Origin of the sequence: Myxococcus sp. AM010 (assembly GCF_013372585.1) — a bacterium.
Lineage (GTDB): Bacteria > Myxococcota > Myxococcia > Myxococcales > Myxococcaceae > Myxococcus > Myxococcus vastator.
In genome coordinates this window covers 1-19,398 of sequence record NZ_JABXEO010000117.1, presented here as the reverse complement: position 1 = coordinate 19,398, position 19,398 = coordinate 1, and the positions used below count along the sequence as shown (strand labels likewise).

Here is a 19,398-nt window from a genome sequence, read left to right as displayed (position 1 = left end):
GGATGGGGTTGGGTGCATGGGACAGGGAAGTAGCCACGCCCATGCGCCGTCCAATCCATTCCGCCATGCGCGCGCGAAAAGCGTCTGACAGCCGACGCTCGCGCGGCGCACCTTCACGGGCAGGGGCCGCAGTCCTGTGCGCAGCTGTCGTATCGGTCGGAGGTGCCACATTGCTCCGTGGCCTGGCACACGCCGTCCCCACATTGATTCACATTCGCGGGGGACAGCCGCGTGGTGATGGGGCGGTAGGTGACCCCGCCGCGCGTGCAGGTCTCGTAGTAGAGGCCGCTCGAGTCCAGCGCGCAGTGGGACGCGCAGGCGCCCACGTACACCATGGGCGCGCAGGGCACGAGCGTCTCCGTGCCGTCGTGGAGCAGGCCCGCGCAGGCGCGCGAGGTGCTCTCCTGGGGCCCCAGCGGAGCGCGGTCCGCGCCCACGTGGATGCCCTCGGAATTGAAGAGGTTGCCGAAGAAACACGATTCCTGCCGGGCGTGCGTGGCGAGCTCCTGCGCCGTGTAGGGAATGACGGCCCCCGCGCCGTCCAGGCCGAGGAGGGAGATGAGCAGCTCCTCTCCCATCCGGTTGGCGTGGGCCGCCAGGCACGCGGAGACGACCTGCTGTTCGGCGAGCGTGGCCGCGCTCCCACCGGCCCAGTCCGGCGCCAGTCCCAGGCCGCCCTCCCAGGTGTACGACTGCTCCAGCGCGGCGGCCGTGTAGGTGCGCGTCTGCCCCGCGGGCACGGCGCAGCGGACCACGTAGCGCATCGCCATGTCGGCCAGTGAGGGGTCGGCCTGGAACCAGGTGTTGAAGGCCTCCGACGACAAGCCATTGAAGGACAGGCCGTTGAAGGACAGGCCGTTGAAGGACAGGCCGTTGAAGGACAGGCCATTGAAGGACAGCCCGTTGAACGACTCCTGCGGCTGCGTCAGCGCGCCGGTCGGGGACGCGGTGTCGGGTGGCAGCGGCTCGCAGCCCACAATGCCAAGCATCGTCAGGGCGAGCATCGGAAACGTCTTCGGAAACAGTGTCTTTTTCATCGACTCCCCAGTGGGTCCAGGTCGCCGGACGGCTCGCGGTGCGAGTGTCCGGGCGGGGCCACCCCGAGGAGTGCGGGCCTGGTGAAGGGTGGCGGGCGCGAAAATTTGCACCGGGGATGCGTGCGGGCAACCCGTACCCGCGGGCAATGTTTGCAGTCGCGGACAGTCGAGGCGTGCCGGAGGTGGGCACGGGGTTCACACCGGCGGTGCCTCCCGGGGCGAGGGCGCCGTGGCGTTGTGGACGCGTCCGCGCGCGAGCGTCGCGTGCCGGATGCTGTCTGTGTTGAGGCCCGGAGCATCTGCTCGTCACGCATGGGCGGTGTTCGTTCCGCGTGGTGTCATCGCTTCCGCGGGAGCTGGCATCGCAGGAGCGTGCGATGGGTGATGTGTCCTCCAGAAGGTTGGCAGGCTCCGCGGCGGGCATGCTGAGGGCGCTGCCCGGTCAGGAAGCCCAGCCGGCCTCCGCGACGCCCCCCGAGGGCTCGGTGGCGCTGGTGTTCACCGACGTGCAGGGCTCCACGCGGCTGTGGGAGCGTTGTGGCGCGGGCATGCGTGACGCGCTGGAGGTGCATGACCGCGTCCTGCGTTCCCTGCTGGCCGGCGGCACCGGCTACGAGGTGAAGACGCAGGGGGACTCCTTCATGATTGCGTTCCCCTCGGTGATGGAGGCGCTGGCGTGGTGTCTGGAGGCGCAGGACGCGCTGCTGCGCGCGCCCTGGCCGGTGGACCTCCTCTCCCAGCCCGAGGCCGCCGAAGAGGTGGGGCCCGGAGGCCTGTTGTTCCGGGGCCTGCGGGTTCGCATGGGCGTACACGTGGGCGAGCCGGAGTGCCGCGTGGACGCGCGCTCCGGCCGGACGGACTACCTGGGCCGCATGGTGAACGTGGCGGCGCGCGTGGCGGCCGCGGGTCATGGCGGTCAGGTCCTGGTGAGTGGCGGCGCCTGGGCGCGGGCCGCGCAGGTGCTGGAGGCGCTGGGCCGACCCGCGGTGCGTCCCCTGGGCGCGTTCCGGCTGAAGGGCATTGATGATGCCGTGGCCCTGGTGGAGGTGCTGCCCGCGCACCTGTCGGAGCGGCGCTTCGGCGTTCCACGCGCGCCCAGGGACAGGCAGGGGAACGTGCCCGTGCTCCAGGCCGGACTGGTGGGGCGGAGCATGGAGCTCGGGTGGCTCCGCCGCGGGTTCGCGGACGGCGCGCGGCTCGTCACGCTGCTGGGGCCGGGCGGCATGGGAAAGACGCGGCTGGCCACGTCCTTTGGCGCGCTGGAGCTGGAGTCGGGGGAATGGGAGGGCGGGGTGTGGCTGTGCGAGCTGGCCGAGGTCCAGACGGCGGAGGCGCTCTGCCTGTCGGTGGGCCATGCGCTGGGCATCCCCCTGCGCGCGGACGGCGACCCGACCGAGCCGGCAGAGCGGCTGGGGCGCGCGCTGAACGACTGTGGTGACGTGCTGCTCATCCTCGACAACCTGGAGCAGGCCGTGCAGCACCTGCCCGCCACGTTGGGGCGCTGGCTCCAGCTGGCGCCTCGCGCGCGCTTCCTGGCGACGTCGCGCGAGGCCCTGGGGCTCCCCGGCGAGCGGCTGCTGGACCTGGCGCCGCTCTCGGTGCCGGAGGAAGGTGAGTCCCGGCTGGAGGAGCTGGTCCGTTCGGACGCGGTGCGCCTGTTCGCGCAGCGAGCGCGTGAGGCCCGAGGCCACTTCGAGCTGACGGCCGGCGAGGCGCCGATGGTCGCGGACATCGTGCGGCAGCTGGATGGAATCGCCCTGGCCATCGAGCTGGCCGCCGCGCGCATGGCGCTGTTGAGCGTGAGCCAGCTTCGGGAGCGGCTCACGCGTCGCTTCGAGCTCCTGCGCACGGGACGGCGTGACGGCTGCGCGCGACAGGCGACGCTGAGAGGGGCCATCGACTGGTCCTGGAACCTGCTGGAGCCGGAGGAGCGGGTCGCGCTGGCGCGCTGCTCGGTGTTCCGTGGCGGCTTCACGCTGGAGGCGGCGGAAGCGGTGCTGGGGCTCCCCCCGGACGGGCCCGCCGTGCTGGACGTGCTCCAGTCGCTGCGCGCCAAGTCGCTGCTGCGCGTGCTGGAGGCGGAGCCGCCCGGCGGTGACTGCCGGTTGGGCCAGTACGAGAGCATCCGTCAGTACGCCGCGGCCCGGCTTGTCGAAGAGGGCGTGGGCGATGCGGCCGCGTTGGCGGAGCGGCACGCGGATTGGTACCTGTCGCTGGCCCGCGGCCTGCGCGCGCAGGTGCGCGGCCAGGGCGGCGCGGAGGCCTTGCGGTGGCTGGCGCGGGAGCGGGAGAACCTCCTGGCGGCGTGTGACAACGCGCTGGCCGTGACGCCCGCGACGTCGCGCTCGGTGGAGCGGGCGCTGGAGGCGCTGGTGGCGCTGGAGCCGGAGGTGGTGACGCGGGGCCCGGTGCGACTGCTGCTCGAACGGCTGGACGCGGCGCTGGCGCTGGCGGACCGGGTGACGGGCGCCCCCAGGCTGGTGGCCGAGGCCGTGGCGGTGCGTGGCCGTGTGTTCCTGGAGGCGGGCGACCTGATGGCGGCCCGCGGGAATCTGGAGTGCGCGCGCGCGTCGCTGCGGGGGTTGGGCGCGGTGGCGGGCGAGAAGCGCGTGCTGGTGGACCTGTCGATTGTGGCCCGTCACGAAGGCGCGCTGTCCCAGGCCTGGGAGCTGGTGCGCGAGGCGCGGCTGTTGTCGTCGGAGGGCGACCGCTGGCTGGACGCCTACACCGTGGGCAACCTGGGGCTGGTGGAGCAGGCGCGCCGCGGCGCGGAGGCGGCCATTCCCCACCTGCGCGCGGCGCAGGCGCTCTTCCACGGCGTGGGGGACGTGACGTTCGAGGTGGGCTTCCTGTCCAACTGCGCGGTGGCCATCGGGGAGATGGGGCGCACGAGCGAGGCGATGCGCCTGCTGGAGGAGGCGATGGCGCGCTCGGCCAGCGTGGGAGACAGGGCGGGGCACGCGCTGGCTCGCCTCAACCTGGGCTGCTACCTGCTGGAGGAGGGACGGCCGCAGGAGGCGCGCGCGCACCTGCTGGCCGCGGCGCGCATCGGCCGGCAGCTGGGGCAGCGGCTCCTGGAGGGCACCGCGCTGGGCGAGTTGGGGCGCGCGGAGCTGGCCCTGGGGGCGTGGAGCGACGCCTGGGCCCGGCTGTCGGAGGCGGTGTCCGGCCTGGGCCGCGTGTCGCGGGGGCAGGCGCTGCGCTTCGCGGTGTACCGGGCCGTGGTGGAGGCATGCATGGGAGACGCCTCGGCGGCGGAGGCGAGCTTCGTCGTGCTGGAGGGCGCGCCGGAGCTGCGGGATGACCCGGTGCTGCGCGAGCTGGCCGCGCTGCTTCGCGCGGCGGTGGACCTGGCGGAGGCGCGGGCCGCCTGGGATGACGTCGCGCGGGTACAGCGGGCCTTCGCGTCGGCGCGCCAGCGCATCGCGCGGGCCCGGAGCGCCCCTCCGGAGGCCGCCTCATCGGACCTGCGCGGCGCGCTGGGGTTCCTGGAGGGTGCCCTGTGGCGGCTCGCCTCGGAGCCCGAGGACGCGGAGGCCGTGGAGGTGGAGGGCAGGGGCGCCCCTGTCTGCGTCGGGGCCGCTTGACGCCCCTGAAACGGCTGTGCTTCAAGCGGCGCTCCCATGCCCGAAGCGCGCGTCACCTTCGTCTCCGTCGCCTCGCGTGAGTGCCGTTCATGAGGCTCGCCCTGCTGCCCGAGCGGCCGCGGCGCTTCCTGGACACGCTTGCATCGTTCGTCGTGGCGAACGCGGGGCCGCTGGGGGCCGCCGGGGTGGGGCTGCTGGCGTTCCTGGCCATCTATGGGCCGGCGGCGCTGAATCCCACGCGCCTGTCGTGGCTCATCCGTGACGACTTCAGCCAGCACCTGCTGGGCTGGCTGTTCTTCCGCAACGAACCGCTCCGCTTCCCGCTGGGCGCCATCGACGGATACCTGCATCCGTTGGGGACGACGCTCGGCTACATGGACGCCATCCCCTGGGTGGCGCTGCTGCTGCGGCCGTTCTCCAGCCTGCTGCCCGCCGACTTCCAGTACATCGGGCCGTGGATGTGCATGTGCCTGGTGCTCCAGGGCGCCGCGTCCGCGTGGGTGGCGCGGCGGATGGGCGCGACGGTGCCGCAGCAGTGGCTGGTGGGCGCGCTGCTCGTGCTGTCGCCCACGCTGCTGGCGCGCATGAGCATGGCGCACGAGGCGCTGTGCGCGCATTGGACCCTCGTGCTGCTGGTGGGGCTGAACCTGCTCCCGCAGCGGGACGCGCGCGAGGCGAAGCAGGCGCTGGGCATCGCGCTGGCGCTGTGCGTGTTCGCCGCGGGCGTGCACCCCGTGGTGACCGCCATGGTGCTGGCGCTCGCGTTGGCGCTGTGCGCGCGGACCGCGCTGGAGCGGAAGCTGCCCTGGCGGTGGCCCCTGCTGGGCGCCGTGGCGAACGTGGCCGTGGTGCTGGTGCTGTTCTACGTGCTGGGCTACCTCGGCACAGTCCGCACCCTGGGCGCCGGCGCCTTCGGTGGGTTCTCCGCGGACCTCCTGACGTTCGTCAACCCGATGGGCTACCGGGACTCCTGGTCGCGCTTCCTGGAGTCTCTGCCGAGGCAGGGCGCCCAGTACGAGGGCTTCGGCTACCTGGGGCTGGGCGTGCTCTTCGCGCTCTGGGCCGCGCTCATCCTGCTGGTGCGGGACGCGCCGCTCGTCGCGCGGCATTGGCGCAGGCTGGCGCCGGTGGGGCTGGTGGCGCTGGGCCTGGGCTTCTTCGCGCTGTCCTCGCGCGTCACCCTGCGAGGCGAGCTCATCGCGGACCTGTCGGGCCTCTACGCGCCGGTGATGCGGTGGGTGGAGCCCTTCCGCTCCTCCGGCCGCTTCGTGTGGCCGCTGTACTACCTGCTGGCGCTGGGCTCCGCGCTCGCGCTCATCCGCCTGCCCCGGCCCACGGTGGCGCCGTCGCTGCTGGCGCTGGCGCTGGCGCTGCAAGCCTTCGATGTGAACCTGGGGCGCGGCCATCAGGCGAAGGAGGGGCCGGCCTGGAACACGCAACCGTCCGAGGCGCTTCGCGAGGCCGCCGTGGGCCGCAAGCACCTGGTGCTCTACCCGCCGCAGATGCATGACGGCTCCGGGCGGGGCTGCCGCGCCGGGCCCATGGACTTCCACCGCTGGGCCTACCGCGCCTACCTGCTGGGGCTCACCTTCAACAGCGGCTACGTCGCGCGGTTGGATGACGCGCGCGCGCAGCCCTACTGTCTGGGGCTCGACGACGAAATCCGGGCGGGCAGGCTCGACCCGGAGGCCGTCTACCTCTCCATTCCGCAGCGGCTCCACGAGTTCCGCGCCATTCGCGGGACGCGTTGCGTGCAGGAGGAGCGGCTGTGGCTGTGCGTCCTGGAGCAGGCGCCCGCTGCTCCGGCGGAGCGCGCCTCGCCCTGAGCCCGGAGGGAGGACAGGGGGCACGAGAGGGGGTATGGAAGGTGCGTGAGCGCTTCCTCTTCTCGCGGCATCCTCTTCGACCTCGACGGCACGCTGGTGGACTCGCTGCCGGACATCATCGACAGCTTCCTCCATGCCTTCGGGCACCTGGGGCTTCCGGCGCCGACGTACGAGCAGGTGCGCGCGCTCATCGGCCACCCGCTGGACTGGATGTACAGCCAGTTCGCGCCGGACCACGTCCCCGCGTTGTGCGTGGCGTACCGTGAGCACTACCCGCTCCACTTCCACCGGCGCTCGCGGCCCTATCCGGGCGTGGTGGAGGTGCTGCGCGTGCTGCGCGAGCGGGGCTACCTGCTGGCGGTGGCCACCACCAAGCGCCCCGACATGGCGCGCAAGTTCGTGGACGCCATGGGCCTGGGCCCGCTGCTCCACCACGTCCAGGGCACGGAGGGCTTCGCGCACAAGCCCGCGCCCGACGTCATCCACCACGCGCTGGCGGCGCTGGGCACGGGCGGGCTGTGGATGGTGGGGGACACCGCGCTGGACTTGCGCGCGGGACAGGCGGCGGGGCTGCGGACCTACGCTGTCACCTGGGGCACGCATCCGGTGGAGGTGCTCGCCAGCGCCTCTCCGGACGAACTGCAGCCGGACCTGCAGCGGCTCCTGACGCACCTGCCGCCACTGGCGTGACGGCGGGCGTCTTCGGGGATGAAGCCAGCGCCTGGCCCACCTGGACGACGCGGGGGGCGGGACCTGGGGCGCTGGCCTCAGGTCGTGCTCAGTCCGCCGCCATCCCCGGGCACTTGCCAGTGTCCAGGTACTGCGCGTTCCGGTGGATTTCGGAGCTCAGCTTGTCCTGCCGGGCCGGGTCGACGGCGGTGTAGACGATGACGACGCCCTCCGGAGAGTCGTGCACGCTGGCGATGGACGGCACCGACGGCGCGCCCGCGGAGCCCGGCTCCTCGCGGCCGCCCATCTCGTCGTAGTCGACGCCCGGTGGCTGGGCCATGCCGCTGCCGCCCGTGCCGTGCTCCTGCTGGAACTGCATCATCCTCCGGCTGCGCTGCTGGAGGTCCGCCACCTTGTCGGTTTCGGGCGTGACGATGATGAGGGCCACGCCCTCCGGGATGTCCTCCGCGCGCGCCTGTGCGCCGGACACGTCCATGGGGCAGTCCCGCTGCATCTCCGCCTGCGCGCCGGGCGGCAGGCCTTCGTCCTGCTGTGACATCTGCTGCGCCGTGGGTGGCATCCCGCCCTGGGATGTCTTGGCGTTTCTGGAGCAGCCGACCGACAAACACATCACCGCCGAGGCGGCCAGCGCCGCCGGGAACCTGAATCTGGACATGAGCCCCCCTTTGCTGAAAGTCCTGCGCGCAGAAGGTGGGGCGCGGTGCGTGGTGGTGGCAATACGCACTGACGTCCCAGAGGGCGCGCCTCGGGGCCGATGCGCGTATCCGCGGCGCGACGGATGCGGCCACGGCTCACGTCAGCCGCGAGACATCCTCGGGCGTGTCCACGTCTTCGCCACCGCCGGGCAGCGGGACGTCCACCACGCGCGAGGGCACGCGCGCAATCACGCCGCGCGCGCCCTGGGCCGGGCTCAGCGCGTCCAGCTCCGGGAAGACGGCACGCGCGAAGAGCGCGGGGACGCCCCGGGTGCCCTCGTAGGCGGAGGCCACCACGGACGCGCCAGTCCGTTCGAAGGTCTCCAGCATCGCCCTCAAGTGCGCGGCCTCCACGCGGAGCTGGTCGCACAGCAGCACGAGCACGGCGTCCAGCGCCGGTGGCTCCGTCTCCCGCAGCGCGCCGAGCCCCGCGCGCAGCGAGCCTCCAGGGCCCGCGGCCCAGCCCGCATGGTCCACGGTGCGCACGGCGAGTCCCGTCAGCTCCGCGGCCACCGCATCTCGCGACGCGCCCAGCACCACCACCACGGGGCCGCACCGCAGGGACGCAGCGGCCTCGGCGGCGCGCCGCGCCAGCGTCGTGCCCTGGTAGCGCACCAGCTGCTTGGGGTGGCCCAGCCGCGAGGAGCCGCCCGCGGCCAGCAGCACCACGCCCACCGTCACGCGAGCCTCCGCACCGGTGGGGGCGCGGCGGTGTGGATGGGCGCGCGCCGCTCGCGAAGCTTGCCGCCCTGGCGTCCGGCGACCACCGCTTGGAGCTCGGCGATGATGGACAGGGCAATCTCCTCCGCGCCTTCCGCGCCCAGGTCCAGGCCCACGGGCGCGTGCAGCTTCTCCAGGTGCGCGTCGGTGGGCGCGGAGGGCAGCTCCGCGAGCAGCCGGTCCGTGCGCGAGCGAGGTCCCAGCACGCCCAGGTAGCGCAGGGGCCCTGGGAGCAGCCGCGCCAGCAGCTCGCGGTCCTGCGGCAGGCTGTGCGTCATCAGCACGGCCAGCGTGCGGCGTGACAGGGGCACCACGCCCGGGGCGTCAGGGGCCTTCGCTGACACCACCGCGTGGGCCTGGGGAAAGCGGCGCCGCAGGGCCTGCGCGGGCCGGTCCGCCACCACCGTGACGTGCCAGCCCAGGGCCGCGGCCTGGTTCACCACCGGGGCCACGTCGAAGCCGCTGCCGAAGAGCACCAGGGGGTGGGGCGGCTCCACGACCTCCACCAGCACGTCCGCGCCGCCGCAGGGGCCGCTCCACGTCCGGCCCGCCTCCAGCGCCTCGCGCCCCGCTTCACGCACGGCGTCTCCCAGCGCGCCGGACAGGTGGCCCGCTTCGGTGCCGTCATCGCGGAGCATCCACCGGGAGCCCACGGCGTTCGCGGGGCCCCGGTACACCGTCGCCACCACCGCCCGGCGTCCCGCTTCCCGCGCCTCGGCGGCGAAGGTGAGGGCCTCACCCGCGCCCGCCTCCCAGCGCTCCAGCAGCACGTCCACCACGCCGTTGCAGCCCAGCGCGAAGGAGAAGGCCCCCTCGTCCTCCGCGCTGTCGCTGGTGGAGTCGTAGCGAAGCAGGCGAGGCCCGGTGGTGGTCCAGAAGAAGGCCTTGCGGACGACGTCGGCCTCCAGGCAGCCACCGCTGATACCGCCCGCGAGCCACCCGTCCTCGCTCATCAACATCCGCGCCCCCGGCCGCCGGTAGGCGGAGCCCGACACCTCGACCACCGTGGCCAGGACCAGGGGGCCGCGAGCTTGCGCCCGCGCGCGGAGGATGGCGTCCAGGTCCTTCATGTCTCGTCGTCCTTGGTGGGGGTGACTGGAACGCGACGGGAAACTGTAGTCGGCGCCATTCCATCCCGGCCAGTGACGTTCTTTCGCGTCGGGGCCTCGGGGTGGGCCTGGGTGCGGCACTCGACATACGTGGTGACTGGATGAATCCCCGCGGCTGGGGTGTAGTTCCCATCCGCATGCCCGTCCTGCGTTACGCCTTCACCCTGAATGCCGTGCGTGAGCTCGGCCGCCTGGCTCCGGACATCGCCCGGGCGCGGGCGGAGGCGGCCCTGGACACGAGCCTCCTGCACATCCGCGAGGCCTGCACGGCCACGCTGGGCATGGAGTTCGACACGCTGGTGTGCTTCGACGCGCGCTCCGTGGTCCGCCTGTTCTCACACGCGGAGCAGGCTCGCATCCTGGCCCGGCTGGTGGACGAGCGGGCACGCACGCTGGCGCGGGTGGGCCGCTTCCAGGAGGCGCTCGAGGACACCGTCTACGCGGGGCAGCTGCTGGCGTGCTCGCGCCAGCGCTTCGGCCTGCCCAAGGACGCGCGCGCGGCGGAGACGCTGGAGCGCGAGGTCCCCGAGCTCCGCTGACCGACCCACGCGCTGTGGGCCGCGCTTCACCGGGGCGCTCGCCAGGTCAGCCTTCGCGCATGCGCAGCACCACCTTGCCCGTGGCGCGCCGTGCATCGAGCTCGCGCAGGGCCTGCGCGCCCTGCTCCAGCGGGAACACCGGGCCCACGACGGGCGTGAGCACCCCGCGCTCCGCCATGGCCTCCAGGTCCTTGGCGATGGTGGGCGTCAAGGACGGCTCGTGCAGGAGGAAGCCGCCCCAGGCCACGCCGACCACGTCGATGTTGCGCAGCAGGAGCCGGTTCACCTGGACCTCGGGGATGCGCCCGCTCGCGAAGCCCACCACCAGCAGCCGGCCTTCGGGCGCCAGGCACTTGAGGCTCTTGTCGAAGACGTCGCCGCCCACCGGGTCCACCACCACGTCGGCCCCCAGGCCGCCCGTCTTCTCCCGCACCTGGGAGAGCCAATCTCCGCTCGACAGCAGCACCTCATGCGCGCCGGCCCGCCGGGCGACGTCCGCCTTGCGCTCGTCGCTCACCACTGCGATGACGCGCGCCCGCGCGCCGCGCGCCACCTGCACCGCCGCCGTGCCCACGCCGCCCGCGGCGCCATGGACCACGACCCACTCCTCCGCCTTGAGCCGGCCTCGCCGGTGCAGCGCGAAGTGCGCCGTGTGGTAGTTCATCACCACGCCCGCGGCCGCCTCGAAGCTCCAGTCCGCGGGGATGGGGAACACCATCTCCGGCTGAATCGCGGCCACCTCCGCGAAGCCGCCCAGCCCGAAGCTGAAGGCCATCACCCGCTGCCCGGGCTTCACCGCCGCGCCCGCGGGCGCCCGCCGCACTACCCCCGCCACCTCCACGCCCGGGATGAAGGGCAGGGCGGGCTTGAGCTGGTACTGCCCCCGGGTGAGCAGCAGGTCCGGGAAGCTCACCCCGGCCGCCACCACGTCGATGAGCACCGAGTCCCCCGCCTCGGGCTCGGGCACGTCCACCAGTTGGAGCCCGTCAGGGCCGTCCAGCCGCTGCAACTGCAATGCGCGCATCGTTGCCTCCCGGACAGGCAGCGTAATGGCCGGCCACGTCGGCGCCAGTGTTGCCGCACGCGCGCGGGCGGACCCGCGGTTCGGCACGAAGTTCACACGATTCGTGGAAAACCGAGACCTGCCTGGATGACCCGTCACGTCACGTGATAGGTGGCCCGCACTGCCAGTAGACCCTTCAAGTCCATGAAACTAAAGGTATAATCCTAATTAACTTGAAATCTAAGAAGAGGATAATAGCTGAAATAATCGCGCAACCTTGAAATTCCGGCCAGCCCTGTGGCACTGTCCTTCCTAATCTTTCCACTTAGGAGGATTACATGGTGCAGAAGAGAGTGCGCGGAGCGCTTGGTATCGCAGCGCTGTCTGTCGTTGTCGGTTGCAACGAGTCCACCCCTGCCCCCGAGGCCGACAAGCCTACGGATGCCGCGAAGGCGGCGACGCTGGAGAATGGTGCGAAGGTCGTCCTGACGGACAACCAGAAGGTGGCGCAGTTCGTCACCGGTCTGTCGATTGCCCTGCCGGATATTCCGGCCGCGGGTCCCAAGGCGCTCAACGCGTCCGCGCTGGCCCCGGTCGTCGACGCCGTGGCGCCGACGTTCCGCCTGGAGCCGGGCAACCTGGTCTTCAAGAAGGCGCACACGGACAAGCAGGGTGACAGCCACTACCGCTATACGGTGATGCACAACGGGCTGGCGGTGCTGGGCGGCGAGCTCATCCTGCACGCGCGCAACGGCAAGGTGTTCGCGGCGAACACCAACGTCCGCAGCGACCTGCGCGCCGAGCTGAAGCCGACCATCGCGGGTGAGATTGCCACGTCGTCGGTGGACTCCGACCGCGAGACGCTCGCCGGCTGGGTCACCGACAAGAACCCGGAGCTGGTGTACTGGCGCGTCGATGACGAGCTGCGCCTGATGTACAAGGTCGTCCAGCACGGCAACAAGGCGGACGGCACGCCCGTGCGCGACTGGGTCCTGGTGGACGCGCGCAACGGCGATGTGATGCTGCGCATCCCGCAGATCAAGGAGTCGCTCGACCGCCGCCTCCACGACGGCAACAACACCACCACCCTGCCGGGCGCCGTCGTGCGCACCGAGGGCCAGGCGCCGGTGGCGGACCCCGTGGTCAACACCAACTACGACCACCTGGGCACCGTCTACGACTGCTACAACACCCTGTTCGGCCGCGACTCCATCGACGACGCGGGCGGCACGCTCATCAGCACGGTGCACCACCGCGTCAACTACGTGAACGCCTTCTGGGACGGTACCCAGATGGTGTACGGCGATGGCGACGGCGTGACGGCCACCAACCTGGCCAACTCGCTGGACGTGACGGCGCACGAGCTGACCCACGCCGTGACGGACAACGAGTCGGACCTCATCTACTCGGGTGAGTCCGGCGGCCTGAACGAGTCGATGTCCGACGTGTTCGGCGCGGTGTGCGAGTGGTACGGCGACGGCGCGGACGAGGTCTCCCCGCGTCACTGGCTGATTGGCGACGACGTGTGGACCCCGTCCATCCCGAACGACGCCCTGCGCTACATGAACGACCCGGCGCAGGACGGCGACTCGCTGGACCACTACCACAACTACGTGCCCGGCACCGGCGTGCACTACAGCTCCGGTATCTCCAACCTGGCGTTCTACCTCCTGTCGCAGGGTGGCACCCACCCGCGCGGCAAGAGCACCATCGTCGTGGCGGGCATCGGCATCGAGAAGGCCGCGCAGATCTTCTACAAGGCCAACACGTTGATGGTGCCGACGTCCAACTTCGAGGCCGCCAAGGCGATCACCGAAGAGGCCGCGCTGGAGCTCGGCTACGACGCCGCCACCATCGAGTCGGTGTCGAACGCGTGGAAGGCCGTGGGCGTCAGCGTCCCGGTTCCTCCTCCGCCGACGGACCCCATCGTGAAGGACGAGCCCGTCGTCGTGGCGGGTGGCGCCAACGAGAAGAAGTACTTCGAGGTCACGATTCCGGAGGGCGCCTACAACCTGAAGTTCACCCTGTCGGGTGGCACGGGTGACGCGGACCTGTACGTCCGCTACAACAGCGCGCCCACCACCGCGCTGTACGACTGCCGCCCGTACGCCGGTGGCAACAACGAGGTCTGCAACTTCCCGACGCCGCAGCACGGCAAGTGGTACGCGATGCTGAACGGCTACCGCGCGTACTCCGACGCCACCCTGACGGTGACCTGGGAGGGCGGCTTCGTCCCCATCGAGAGCGGCATCGCCGTGGAGAACCTCACGGGCGCGGCGGGCTCCTCGCAGGTGTTCATCCTCGACGTGCCGGAGCGTCGCCCGGGCCAGGGGAAGAACAACATCTACATCCAGACGGGCGAGGGCAAGGGCAACCCCGACCTCTACGTCAAGCGCGGCGGCGCCCCGTCGCACGCGGACTACGACTGCCGCAGCGTGAAGGACCACCAGTCGGAGAAGTGCAACCTCATCAACGCGCCGGCCGGCCGCTACTACATCGAGGTCTTCGGCGCGAAGGATGGCTACGAGGGCATCGTCCTCATCGGCTCCTTCCTCGAGCCGCGGCCCCAGTAGTCTGAAGTGACGGCGCGGCCCTGGGCCGCGCCGATGAGGCCCCGGGTGCTCCGCTTCACGCGGCGCCCGGGGCTTCGCGTTTTCTACGGCGTGGGGCCAGGCAGGATGACGCGCAGGCAGCTGTCCCACGCGTGCACGCCCCGGTACTTCCACTGCATGGGGTAGCCCAGCGACACCTCTTCGAAGCGCACGCCGTCACGCCACAGCGTCGCGGGCATGTGGAGGTGGCCGGTGACGACGACCTCCGCGCGGTAGCGGGTGTGCCAGTCCTCGGTCTGCTTCGTCCCGCACCAGATGGAGAAGCGGGGGATGCGCGGCAGCCGCACGTGCTCGTGGCGCAGCGGGTAGTGGTTGATGAGGACGGTGGCGCAGCCCGGGGGCAGGGCGTCCAGCCGGGCCCGCGTGGCTTCGACGCGCGCGGCGCACCAAGCGGCGCGGCTGGCGTGGGGCTCGGGGTGCAGCAGCACCTCGTCGGTGCACAGCAGGTCATCCTCCCAGGCCCACTCCAGCGCCTTGTCCGCGGGCACATGGTCCGGGCGGAACGTGTAGTCGTAGCCCAGGAACATGGGGACGATGACGCGCTCGGGGCCAGGGCCGGGCCAGCGGGGGTAGGGGTCCTCCGGCGTGAGGGCGCCGTAGCCGCGGCACAGGCTCACCAGCCGCTGGTAGCGCGCCTCACCCTTCAGCTGCGGCTGCTCCGACGGCAGGGTCCACAGCTCGTGGTTGCCGGGCACCCAGATGACCTGCCGGAAGCGCTGGGTGAGGGTGCTCAGCATGAGCTCCATCTCCGACAGCGACTCGCCCACGTCCCCCGCGACGATGAGCCAGTCCTCCGGGTGGGCCGGAAGCGCCTGGAGCGCCAGGCGGTTGTCGTTGTGGCGCAGGTGCAGGTCGCTGATGGCGTAGAGCTTCATGGCGCGTCGAGGGGGGCACCTTAACGCGGGCTTCCCGCGGATGCTGCACCGATACCCAGCATCCGCAGCAGGGCATGCACCTCCAAGGGCGGCGCGGCGCGGTCCATCCAGGTGATGTCCCGCGCCAGGGGCGGCCTCACCGCATGCAGCGCGCAGGCGGTGCGTGGGTGGCGCGCGCGCACCTGCTCCAGCAGGCCCAGCCCGTCCCCGTCCGGGAGCAGATCGCCCGCCACCACCACGGACGGCGCCTCTTCCTTCACCAGCGCGAGGGCTTCCTCCATGCAATGGGCGAAGCGCTTGCCGCCGGGCAAATCCCTCACGAGGCGCCGCAGCGCCGCGAGTGAACGTGGGTCTTCATCCACGAACAAGAAGGTCAGCATGTTCTTCGCGCCAGCAGGGTGAGACCTGTGTGGTTGGCCAAACGCACGAGGTTGCCTACCTACAAGACTACTCAGGAAGTTCTTGGATGCCAACCTCTCAAGTCATATCGACATGGGCGGACCCGCCAGGTTAACGACCCCATGGAAAAGACTCTCGCATCCCGCCTTGGCGGAGCGGCTCGCCTTGCTCGGACCCGCCTGAACCTGACCCAGGCTGACGTGGCGGAGCGCATTGGCATCGCGAGCGAAGTCTATGGCCGGCTCGAGCGCGGCCACATGCTGCCGAGCATCCAGACGTTCCGCAGGTTGTGCACGGTGCTCTCCATCTCCGCGGACGAGGCGCTGGGCCTCAAGCCGGTGCAGGAGGTGAAGTGGGCCGCCGAGCCGCCCAGCGACTACGGCGAGTCCGCCGAGCTGCGGCGGCTCATGCGCCGGGCCAAGCAGCTGGACCGGACGTCCATCCGAATCCTCAGCGTGCTGGCGGCGCAGTTCAAGCCGCGCGGCTGACGCGCCGCTCACCGTCCCGGCTCCAGCTTCGCCAGGCGCTCCCGCAGCTTGCGCGCGGAGGGGAAGCCGTTGAAGAGCACCACCTGCGGGTGGGCCTCCAGCGCCTCTCGCTCCACGGCCTCCCGGGCCAGCGCCCGGTCCACGCCCAGCAGCAGGCCCGCGTCTGGCCGCGAGCGCAGCTCCGTCAGCCGCCGGGCCAGGGGCGCCGCGTGCCACGCGTGGAAGAGCTCCAGCGCGACCTCTCTCCTGGACGCGCGGTGGCGGAAGGTGAGGTCCGGCACGCACAGCCCGGAGGCGCCCACGTGCCTTGGCAGGGGCGTCAGGTCCAGCTCCCACGCGTCATCCGCGAAGCCCTCCGCGAGGGAGGCCACCTCCGGAGGGATGTGACCCAGCGCGGCGGGTAGGGGCGAGCGCAGCGGGTCCTTGTGGCTGAGCATCAGCGTGGCCTGCCGCCGTGAAGGCTCCACGGTGGCGGTCATCTCCCAGCGCTCCAGCACCGGCACGACGGACAGGAAGGTCGCCAACTGCAGGCCATACTTCTTCTGGAGCGCCAGCATCGCTCCGGGGCCCTCCACGTCGAGCGCCCAGTTGTCGTCGTCACGCCACACCTCGGCCACCAGGCGGCAGAACTTGAGCCACCGGAGCACCTTGCGCACGCGCAGCAGGTCCGGCGCCTGGGCGCGCAGGCGGAGGCGCCGCGCGGACATCAGGGGGCCCTGCGCCAGCGCCAGGTTGTAGCGGTCCAGCAGGTCCTGGGCGTCCAGCGCCTCGCCGTCCCAGCCCACCAGCCGGCGGTGGCCGGGCAGGTCCGAGTACAGCGCCTCGCGGGCCTCGGCCAGGGGGATGGGGAGCGTCTGGGCCAGCCGCGCCTCGAAGTCCTCGACGGTGGCGTCGGGCGGCAGGGCGCGCAGGACGTGTCCCGCCGCCTTGATTCGCTCCCAGCGGGCCTCCGTCACGCCGGGCGCGGGCTCGTCGAAGAGGAGCCTGTCCAGCACCAGCTTCACCAGGCCGCGCGCCACCTTGGGTTTGGTGAAGGCGCCGGCCTTCAAGCCCAGCGACTCCTCGATGTCGTCGCGCTGGCCGCCGCGCGAAGCTTCCACCTCCGCGAGCAATTCATGGGCGAAGGTCAGCAGCTCTGTATCATCGCGCTTCACGAAGACGGGGCGGAGCACGCCCTGGCGCACGCGGAAGTTGAGCAGCTCGCGCGTCAGCATCTCAGCCACCCTCCTGATAGGCGCCGTGCTGGCGTCGCCGCTCGCTGATGCTGCTCTCCGCCGTCTGCGCGGAGCACACCTCGTACAGCAGGGCGCGCTTCCCTGGCCGCTTGCGGAGGATGCGCCCCAGCCGCTGCACGTGCTCGCGCACGCTCGCGCTGCCGCTGAGCACCACGCCCACGCGCGCCTCGGGCACGTCCACGCCTTCGTTCAGCACGCGCGAGGTCAGCAGCACCGGCAGCTCCCCGGACGCGAAGGCCGCCAGCAACGCCTTGCGCTCCGGCACCGGCGTGTGGTGCGTCAGCGCGGGCAGCAGGAAGCGGCGCGCCAGCGTGTACACTGTCTCGTTGTCGTCGGTGAACACGAGGACCCGGTCGTCCCGGTGCTCCAGCAGGATGCGCCACAGCACCTCCTGCTTGCCGCTGGACGTGAGGGCAATCCGCCGCTGCTCGCGGTAGGCGCGGTACGCCGCGCGGCCCTCGTCGCTGCGCTGGCTCTGCGCCAGGAAGCGCGCCCACCCGTCCGGCGCGGAGAGCGGCACGGCCAGCCTGCGCACGAAGCCCAGGTACAGCGCGCGCGCCGTGTCGTAGCGCGCCTTCTCGTCGGGCGTCAGGGGGACCTCCACCCGCTTCACCTCATAGGGCGCCAGGTATTCACCCTGCAGCTCCCGGATGTCCGAGCGGTGCACGCGGGGGCCCAGCAGCTCCTCGCAGACGCGCTCGCCGCCATCGGCGCGCTCCAGCGTCGCGGTGAGGCCCAGCCGGTAGGGCGCCAGCGAGCCCTCCGCGATGAAGCGGTAGCTGGGCGCGGGCAGGTGGTGGCACTCGTCGCACACCAGCAGGCCGAAGCGGTTGCCGTGGAACTCCGTCTGCATCGCCGCCGAGTCGTACGTCGTCACCGTCAGCGACTGCCGGTCATTCACGCCGCCGCCCAGCAGGCCCACCGGCACGGAGAAGTGGCGCGCCAGCACGCCCTGCCACTGCGTCATCAAGTCCAGCGTGGGCACCACCACCAGCGTGGGCCGCTTCACGTGGGCGATGGCGAGCACCGCCAGCAGCGTCTTGCCCGCGCCCGTGGGCAGCTCCACCAGGCCGCGTCCACCCGCGCGTGTCCACGCCTCCAGCGCCTGCTGTTGATGCGGAAAGGGTTGGATGGGCGAGGTGAGCGGGAGCTCCAGCGGCTCGAAGCGCTTCGCCTTGTCCTCGTAGGGGATGCCCAGCTCCCGCAGCCGCAGCACCGCGTCGCGGTAGTGCCGCGCGGGCGCGCGGTAGACGCCGGTGCGCCCGTCCTTCTGGAAGAGGGTCCGCAGGCGGGCATCCTCTGGCAGCGTGGGTGCGACCAGGGTGCCGCAGTCGAAGTGGAGCTCGGTGGGCGGCGGCATCGGCGTGAAGGGACCTATCCGGTCATCCAGGGTTTCGCCAGTCCCATCGAAGACGTGGAGGGTAGGCTTGCAGGGGGGCGCTGTTCACGGTACCCAGCGCGCCGCATGCGCTTCATCTCGCTCGTTCCCATGCTGTGTGGCCTGGCGGTCGTGGCCCAGGCCGGTCTCAACCGTCGCTTCGCGGGCCAGTGGGGCCTGATGAGCGCCGTGCTCCTGAACATGGTGGTGGCGACGGCGGCCACCTTCGCCGTGTACCTGGCCGTGCGGACGGTGCCTGGGCTCTGGCCGGAGGCCGCGGCGGGGCAGGGCCGCTTGAGTGGCTTCACGCCCTGGCACCTGGTGCCGGGCCTGTGCGGCGTCATCATCGTGCTGGGCATGCCCTGGGCCATGAGCCGCCTGGGCGCGGTGCAGTCCGCCCTGCTGCTGATGGCGGCGCAGCTCCTCACCAGCCTCGTGTGGGATGCGATGGTGGAGGGCCGCCCCGCGACGTTCCCCCGGGTGCTGGGCTCCGGCCTCGCCTTCATGGGGGCCGCCATCGCCGTCTGGAAGGGCTAGATTGAGCCTCGAGATGCGCCGGGTCCTCATCGTCAGTCCTCATGCGCCTTCGCGCGAGCTGCTGCGGCGCATCCTCGAGGCGCCGGACCTGGCCATCTCCGTCACCGGAGATGCGGACGACGCCTTCTCCTCGCTGACGTCCCGGCCTCCCGCGCTGGTGGTGGTGGACGTGCGCCGCCCGGATGAGGACCACCCGCTCTTCCTGGGCTTGCTCCGCAAGCGTCACCCGACGCTCCCCGTCATCGCGCTCGTCCCTGGCAGGCTGCGCATCTTCGACGGGCGGCACGAGCGGGTGCTCGAAGCCCCCGGTGGCACCGCCGAGTCCCTTCATCAGATGCTCGTCTCGCTTCAGCAGGCCCTGCACGAGCTGCTTGCCCAGGACTCGCTCCGGCTGTGGCGCCCACCTGTCGGGCGCGCCTGAAGGGCTTCGTCGTCGCCTCGACAGTGGACCGGTACGTCGGGACAGCGCGTTCGGCCCGCGAGCGTAGTTTTTTCCGGCCGCCGTCCGGCTCCGCGCCCGCCCCTGGGTGCCATTCCTTCGTAAGTAGCTGAAACAATTCGCATTCCGTGCTCCGGCTGGCACGGCACGGCGAATGCTATGGCGTTGGGCACGGTGCGACGCGGGCCGGCGGATGGGGAAGGTTGGCGGGGGTGGGAAGCTGGTGCGG

General features: G+C 71.8%; 17 protein-coding genes. 8 read left to right on the top strand and 9 right to left on the bottom strand.

The window, feature by feature from the left end:
• Positions 1 to 113: 113 nt before the first annotated feature.
• Positions 114 to 1,037: a hypothetical protein gene (locus HV826_RS33290; protein ID WP_255208616.1), complete on the bottom strand. Its 924-nt coding sequence runs from the start codon at positions 1,035 to 1,037 to the stop codon at positions 114 to 116.
• A 377-nt stretch (positions 1,038 to 1,414) separates the two neighbouring features.
• Here HV826_RS33290 and HV826_RS33285 point away from each other — a divergent pair, with 377 nt between their 5' ends.
• The 3 genes from HV826_RS33285 to HV826_RS33275 all read left to right on the top strand — a co-directional run bounded on the left by HV826_RS33285 (position 1,415) and on the right by HV826_RS33275 (position 7,140).
• The gene (locus HV826_RS33285; protein ID WP_407938450.1) at positions 1,415 to 4,624 is read left to right on the top strand and encodes an ATP-binding protein; all 3,210 of its coding nucleotides are present in this window, start codon (positions 1,415 to 1,417) and stop codon (positions 4,622 to 4,624) included.
• A gap of 89 nt (positions 4,625 to 4,713) precedes the next feature.
• A complete protein-coding gene (locus HV826_RS33280) occupies positions 4,714 to 6,450 on the top strand; it encodes a DUF6311 domain-containing protein (protein ID WP_217917846.1) in 1,737 nt (578 codons plus the stop codon).
• Positions 6,451 to 6,495: 45 nt separating this feature from the next.
• Entirely contained in the window at positions 6,496 to 7,140 is a 645-nt protein-coding gene (locus HV826_RS33275) for an HAD-IA family hydrolase (protein WP_176421059.1), read from the top strand.
• A gap of 88 nt (positions 7,141 to 7,228) precedes the next feature.
• Here the strand turns inward: HV826_RS33275 and HV826_RS33270 are convergent, their stop codons facing one another.
• The 3 genes from HV826_RS33270 to HV826_RS33260 all read right to left on the bottom strand — a co-directional run bounded on the left by HV826_RS33270 (position 7,229) and on the right by HV826_RS33260 (position 9,625).
• The gene (locus tag HV826_RS33270) at positions 7,229 to 7,795 is read right to left on the bottom strand and encodes a hypothetical protein (RefSeq protein WP_217917847.1); all 567 of its coding nucleotides are present in this window, start codon (positions 7,793 to 7,795) and stop codon (positions 7,229 to 7,231) included.
• Positions 7,796 to 7,931: 136 nt separating this feature from the next.
• Complete coding sequence (locus HV826_RS33265; RefSeq protein WP_176421057.1) at positions 7,932 to 8,516, bottom strand: nucleotidyltransferase family protein; 585 nt, start codon at positions 8,514 to 8,516, stop codon at positions 7,932 to 7,934.
• Positions 8,513 to 9,625, bottom strand: a complete 1,113-nt coding sequence (locus HV826_RS33260) for an XdhC/CoxI family protein (RefSeq protein ID WP_176421056.1) — start codon at positions 9,623 to 9,625, stop codon at positions 8,513 to 8,515. The genes HV826_RS33265 and HV826_RS33260 overlap by 4 nt, the downstream gene beginning before the upstream one ends.
• Positions 9,626 to 9,801: 176 nt before the next feature.
• Here HV826_RS33260 and HV826_RS33255 point away from each other — a divergent pair, with 176 nt between their 5' ends.
• A complete protein-coding gene (locus HV826_RS33255) occupies positions 9,802 to 10,203 on the top strand; it encodes a hypothetical protein (RefSeq protein ID WP_163785578.1) in 402 nt (133 codons plus the stop codon).
• A 46-nt stretch (positions 10,204 to 10,249) separates the two neighbouring features.
• Here HV826_RS33255 and HV826_RS37910 read toward each other — a convergent pair whose 3' ends face one another.
• Positions 10,250 to 11,227 (bottom strand): NADPH:quinone oxidoreductase family protein, encoded by a 978-nt coding sequence (locus tag HV826_RS37910; protein ID WP_176421055.1) that lies wholly within the window; start codon positions 11,225 to 11,227, stop codon positions 10,250 to 10,252.
• Between the two features lie 317 nt (positions 11,228 to 11,544).
• On the opposite strand from HV826_RS37910, the gene HV826_RS33245 reads away from it, so the two are divergent.
• Positions 11,545 to 13,779 (top strand): M4 family metallopeptidase, encoded by a 2,235-nt coding sequence (locus tag HV826_RS33245; protein ID WP_176421054.1) that lies wholly within the window; start codon positions 11,545 to 11,547, stop codon positions 13,777 to 13,779.
• A gap of 83 nt (positions 13,780 to 13,862) precedes the next feature.
• Here the strand turns inward: HV826_RS33245 and HV826_RS33240 are convergent, their stop codons facing one another.
• Together HV826_RS33240 and HV826_RS33235 are read right to left on the bottom strand one after the other, a co-directional pair.
• The gene (locus HV826_RS33240; protein ID WP_176421053.1) at positions 13,863 to 14,693 is read right to left on the bottom strand and encodes a metallophosphoesterase; all 831 of its coding nucleotides are present in this window, start codon (positions 14,691 to 14,693) and stop codon (positions 13,863 to 13,865) included.
• Between the two features lie 20 nt (positions 14,694 to 14,713).
• Complete coding sequence (locus HV826_RS33235) at positions 14,714 to 15,073, bottom strand: response regulator (RefSeq protein ID WP_255208437.1); 360 nt, start codon at positions 15,071 to 15,073, stop codon at positions 14,714 to 14,716.
• A 141-nt stretch (positions 15,074 to 15,214) separates the two neighbouring features.
• Here HV826_RS33235 and HV826_RS33230 point away from each other — a divergent pair, with 141 nt between their 5' ends.
• Entirely contained in the window at positions 15,215 to 15,580 is a 366-nt protein-coding gene (locus HV826_RS33230) for a helix-turn-helix transcriptional regulator (RefSeq protein WP_011556052.1), read from the top strand.
• A gap of 8 nt (positions 15,581 to 15,588) precedes the next feature.
• On the opposite strand, the gene HV826_RS33225 is transcribed toward HV826_RS33230, so the two are convergent.
• Together HV826_RS33225 and HV826_RS33220 are read right to left on the bottom strand one after the other, a co-directional pair.
• A complete protein-coding gene (locus HV826_RS33225; protein ID WP_176421051.1) occupies positions 15,589 to 16,794 on the bottom strand; it encodes a DUF790 family protein in 1,206 nt (401 codons plus the stop codon).
• A gap of 1 nt (position 16,795) precedes the next feature.
• Entirely contained in the window at positions 16,796 to 18,175 is a 1,380-nt protein-coding gene (locus tag HV826_RS33220) for a DEAD/DEAH box helicase family protein (protein ID WP_176421050.1), read from the bottom strand.
• A gap of 105 nt (positions 18,176 to 18,280) precedes the next feature.
• On the opposite strand from HV826_RS33220, the gene HV826_RS33215 reads away from it, so the two are divergent.
• Together HV826_RS33215 and HV826_RS33210 are read left to right on the top strand one after the other, a co-directional pair.
• Positions 18,281 to 18,730 carry a DMT family transporter gene (locus tag HV826_RS33215; RefSeq protein ID WP_176421049.1) on the top strand — a complete coding sequence of 150 codons (450 nt, stop codon included), beginning with the start codon at positions 18,281 to 18,283 and terminating at the stop codon, positions 18,728 to 18,730.
• A gap of 13 nt (positions 18,731 to 18,743) precedes the next feature.
• Entirely contained in the window at positions 18,744 to 19,151 is a 408-nt protein-coding gene (locus HV826_RS33210; protein WP_176421062.1) for a response regulator, read from the top strand.
• The last annotated feature ends 247 nt before the right edge of the window (positions 19,152 to 19,398 follow it).

Coding starts and splice junctions, on each gene's coding strand:
- HV826_RS33280 (WP_217917846.1), top strand. CDS start 4,714: ATGAGGCTCGCCCTGCTGCCCGAGCGGCCGCGGCGCTTCCTGGACACG.
- HV826_RS33260 (WP_176421056.1), bottom strand. CDS start 9,625: ATGAAGGACCTGGACGCCATCCTCCGCGCGCGGGCGCAAGCTCGCGGC.
- HV826_RS33210 (WP_176421062.1), top strand. CDS start 18,744: ATGCGCCGGGTCCTCATCGTCAGTCCTCATGCGCCTTCGCGCGAGCTG.
- HV826_RS33225 (WP_176421051.1), bottom strand. CDS start 16,794: ATGCTGACGCGCGAGCTGCTCAACTTCCGCGTGCGCCAGGGCGTGCTC.
- HV826_RS33290 (WP_255208616.1), bottom strand. CDS start 1,037: ATGAAAAAGACACTGTTTCCGAAGACGTTTCCGATGCTCGCCCTGACG.
- HV826_RS33235 (WP_255208437.1), bottom strand. CDS start 15,073: ATGCTGACCTTCTTGTTCGTGGATGAAGACCCACGTTCACTCGCGGCG.
- HV826_RS33220 (WP_176421050.1), bottom strand. CDS start 18,175: ATGCCGCCGCCCACCGAGCTCCACTTCGACTGCGGCACCCTGGTCGCA.
- HV826_RS33245 (WP_176421054.1), top strand. CDS start 11,545: ATGGTGCAGAAGAGAGTGCGCGGAGCGCTTGGTATCGCAGCGCTGTCT.
- HV826_RS33255 (WP_163785578.1), top strand. CDS start 9,802: ATGCCCGTCCTGCGTTACGCCTTCACCCTGAATGCCGTGCGTGAGCTC.
- HV826_RS33215 (WP_176421049.1), top strand. CDS start 18,281: ATGCGCTTCATCTCGCTCGTTCCCATGCTGTGTGGCCTGGCGGTCGTG.
- HV826_RS33230 (WP_011556052.1), top strand. CDS start 15,215: ATGGAAAAGACTCTCGCATCCCGCCTTGGCGGAGCGGCTCGCCTTGCT.
- HV826_RS37910 (WP_176421055.1), bottom strand. CDS start 11,227: ATGCGCGCATTGCAGTTGCAGCGGCTGGACGGCCCTGACGGGCTCCAA.
- HV826_RS33240 (WP_176421053.1), bottom strand. CDS start 14,693: ATGAAGCTCTACGCCATCAGCGACCTGCACCTGCGCCACAACGACAAC.
- HV826_RS33285 (WP_407938450.1), top strand. CDS start 1,415: ATGGGTGATGTGTCCTCCAGAAGGTTGGCAGGCTCCGCGGCGGGCATG.
- HV826_RS33270 (WP_217917847.1), bottom strand. CDS start 7,795: ATGTCCAGATTCAGGTTCCCGGCGGCGCTGGCCGCCTCGGCGGTGATG.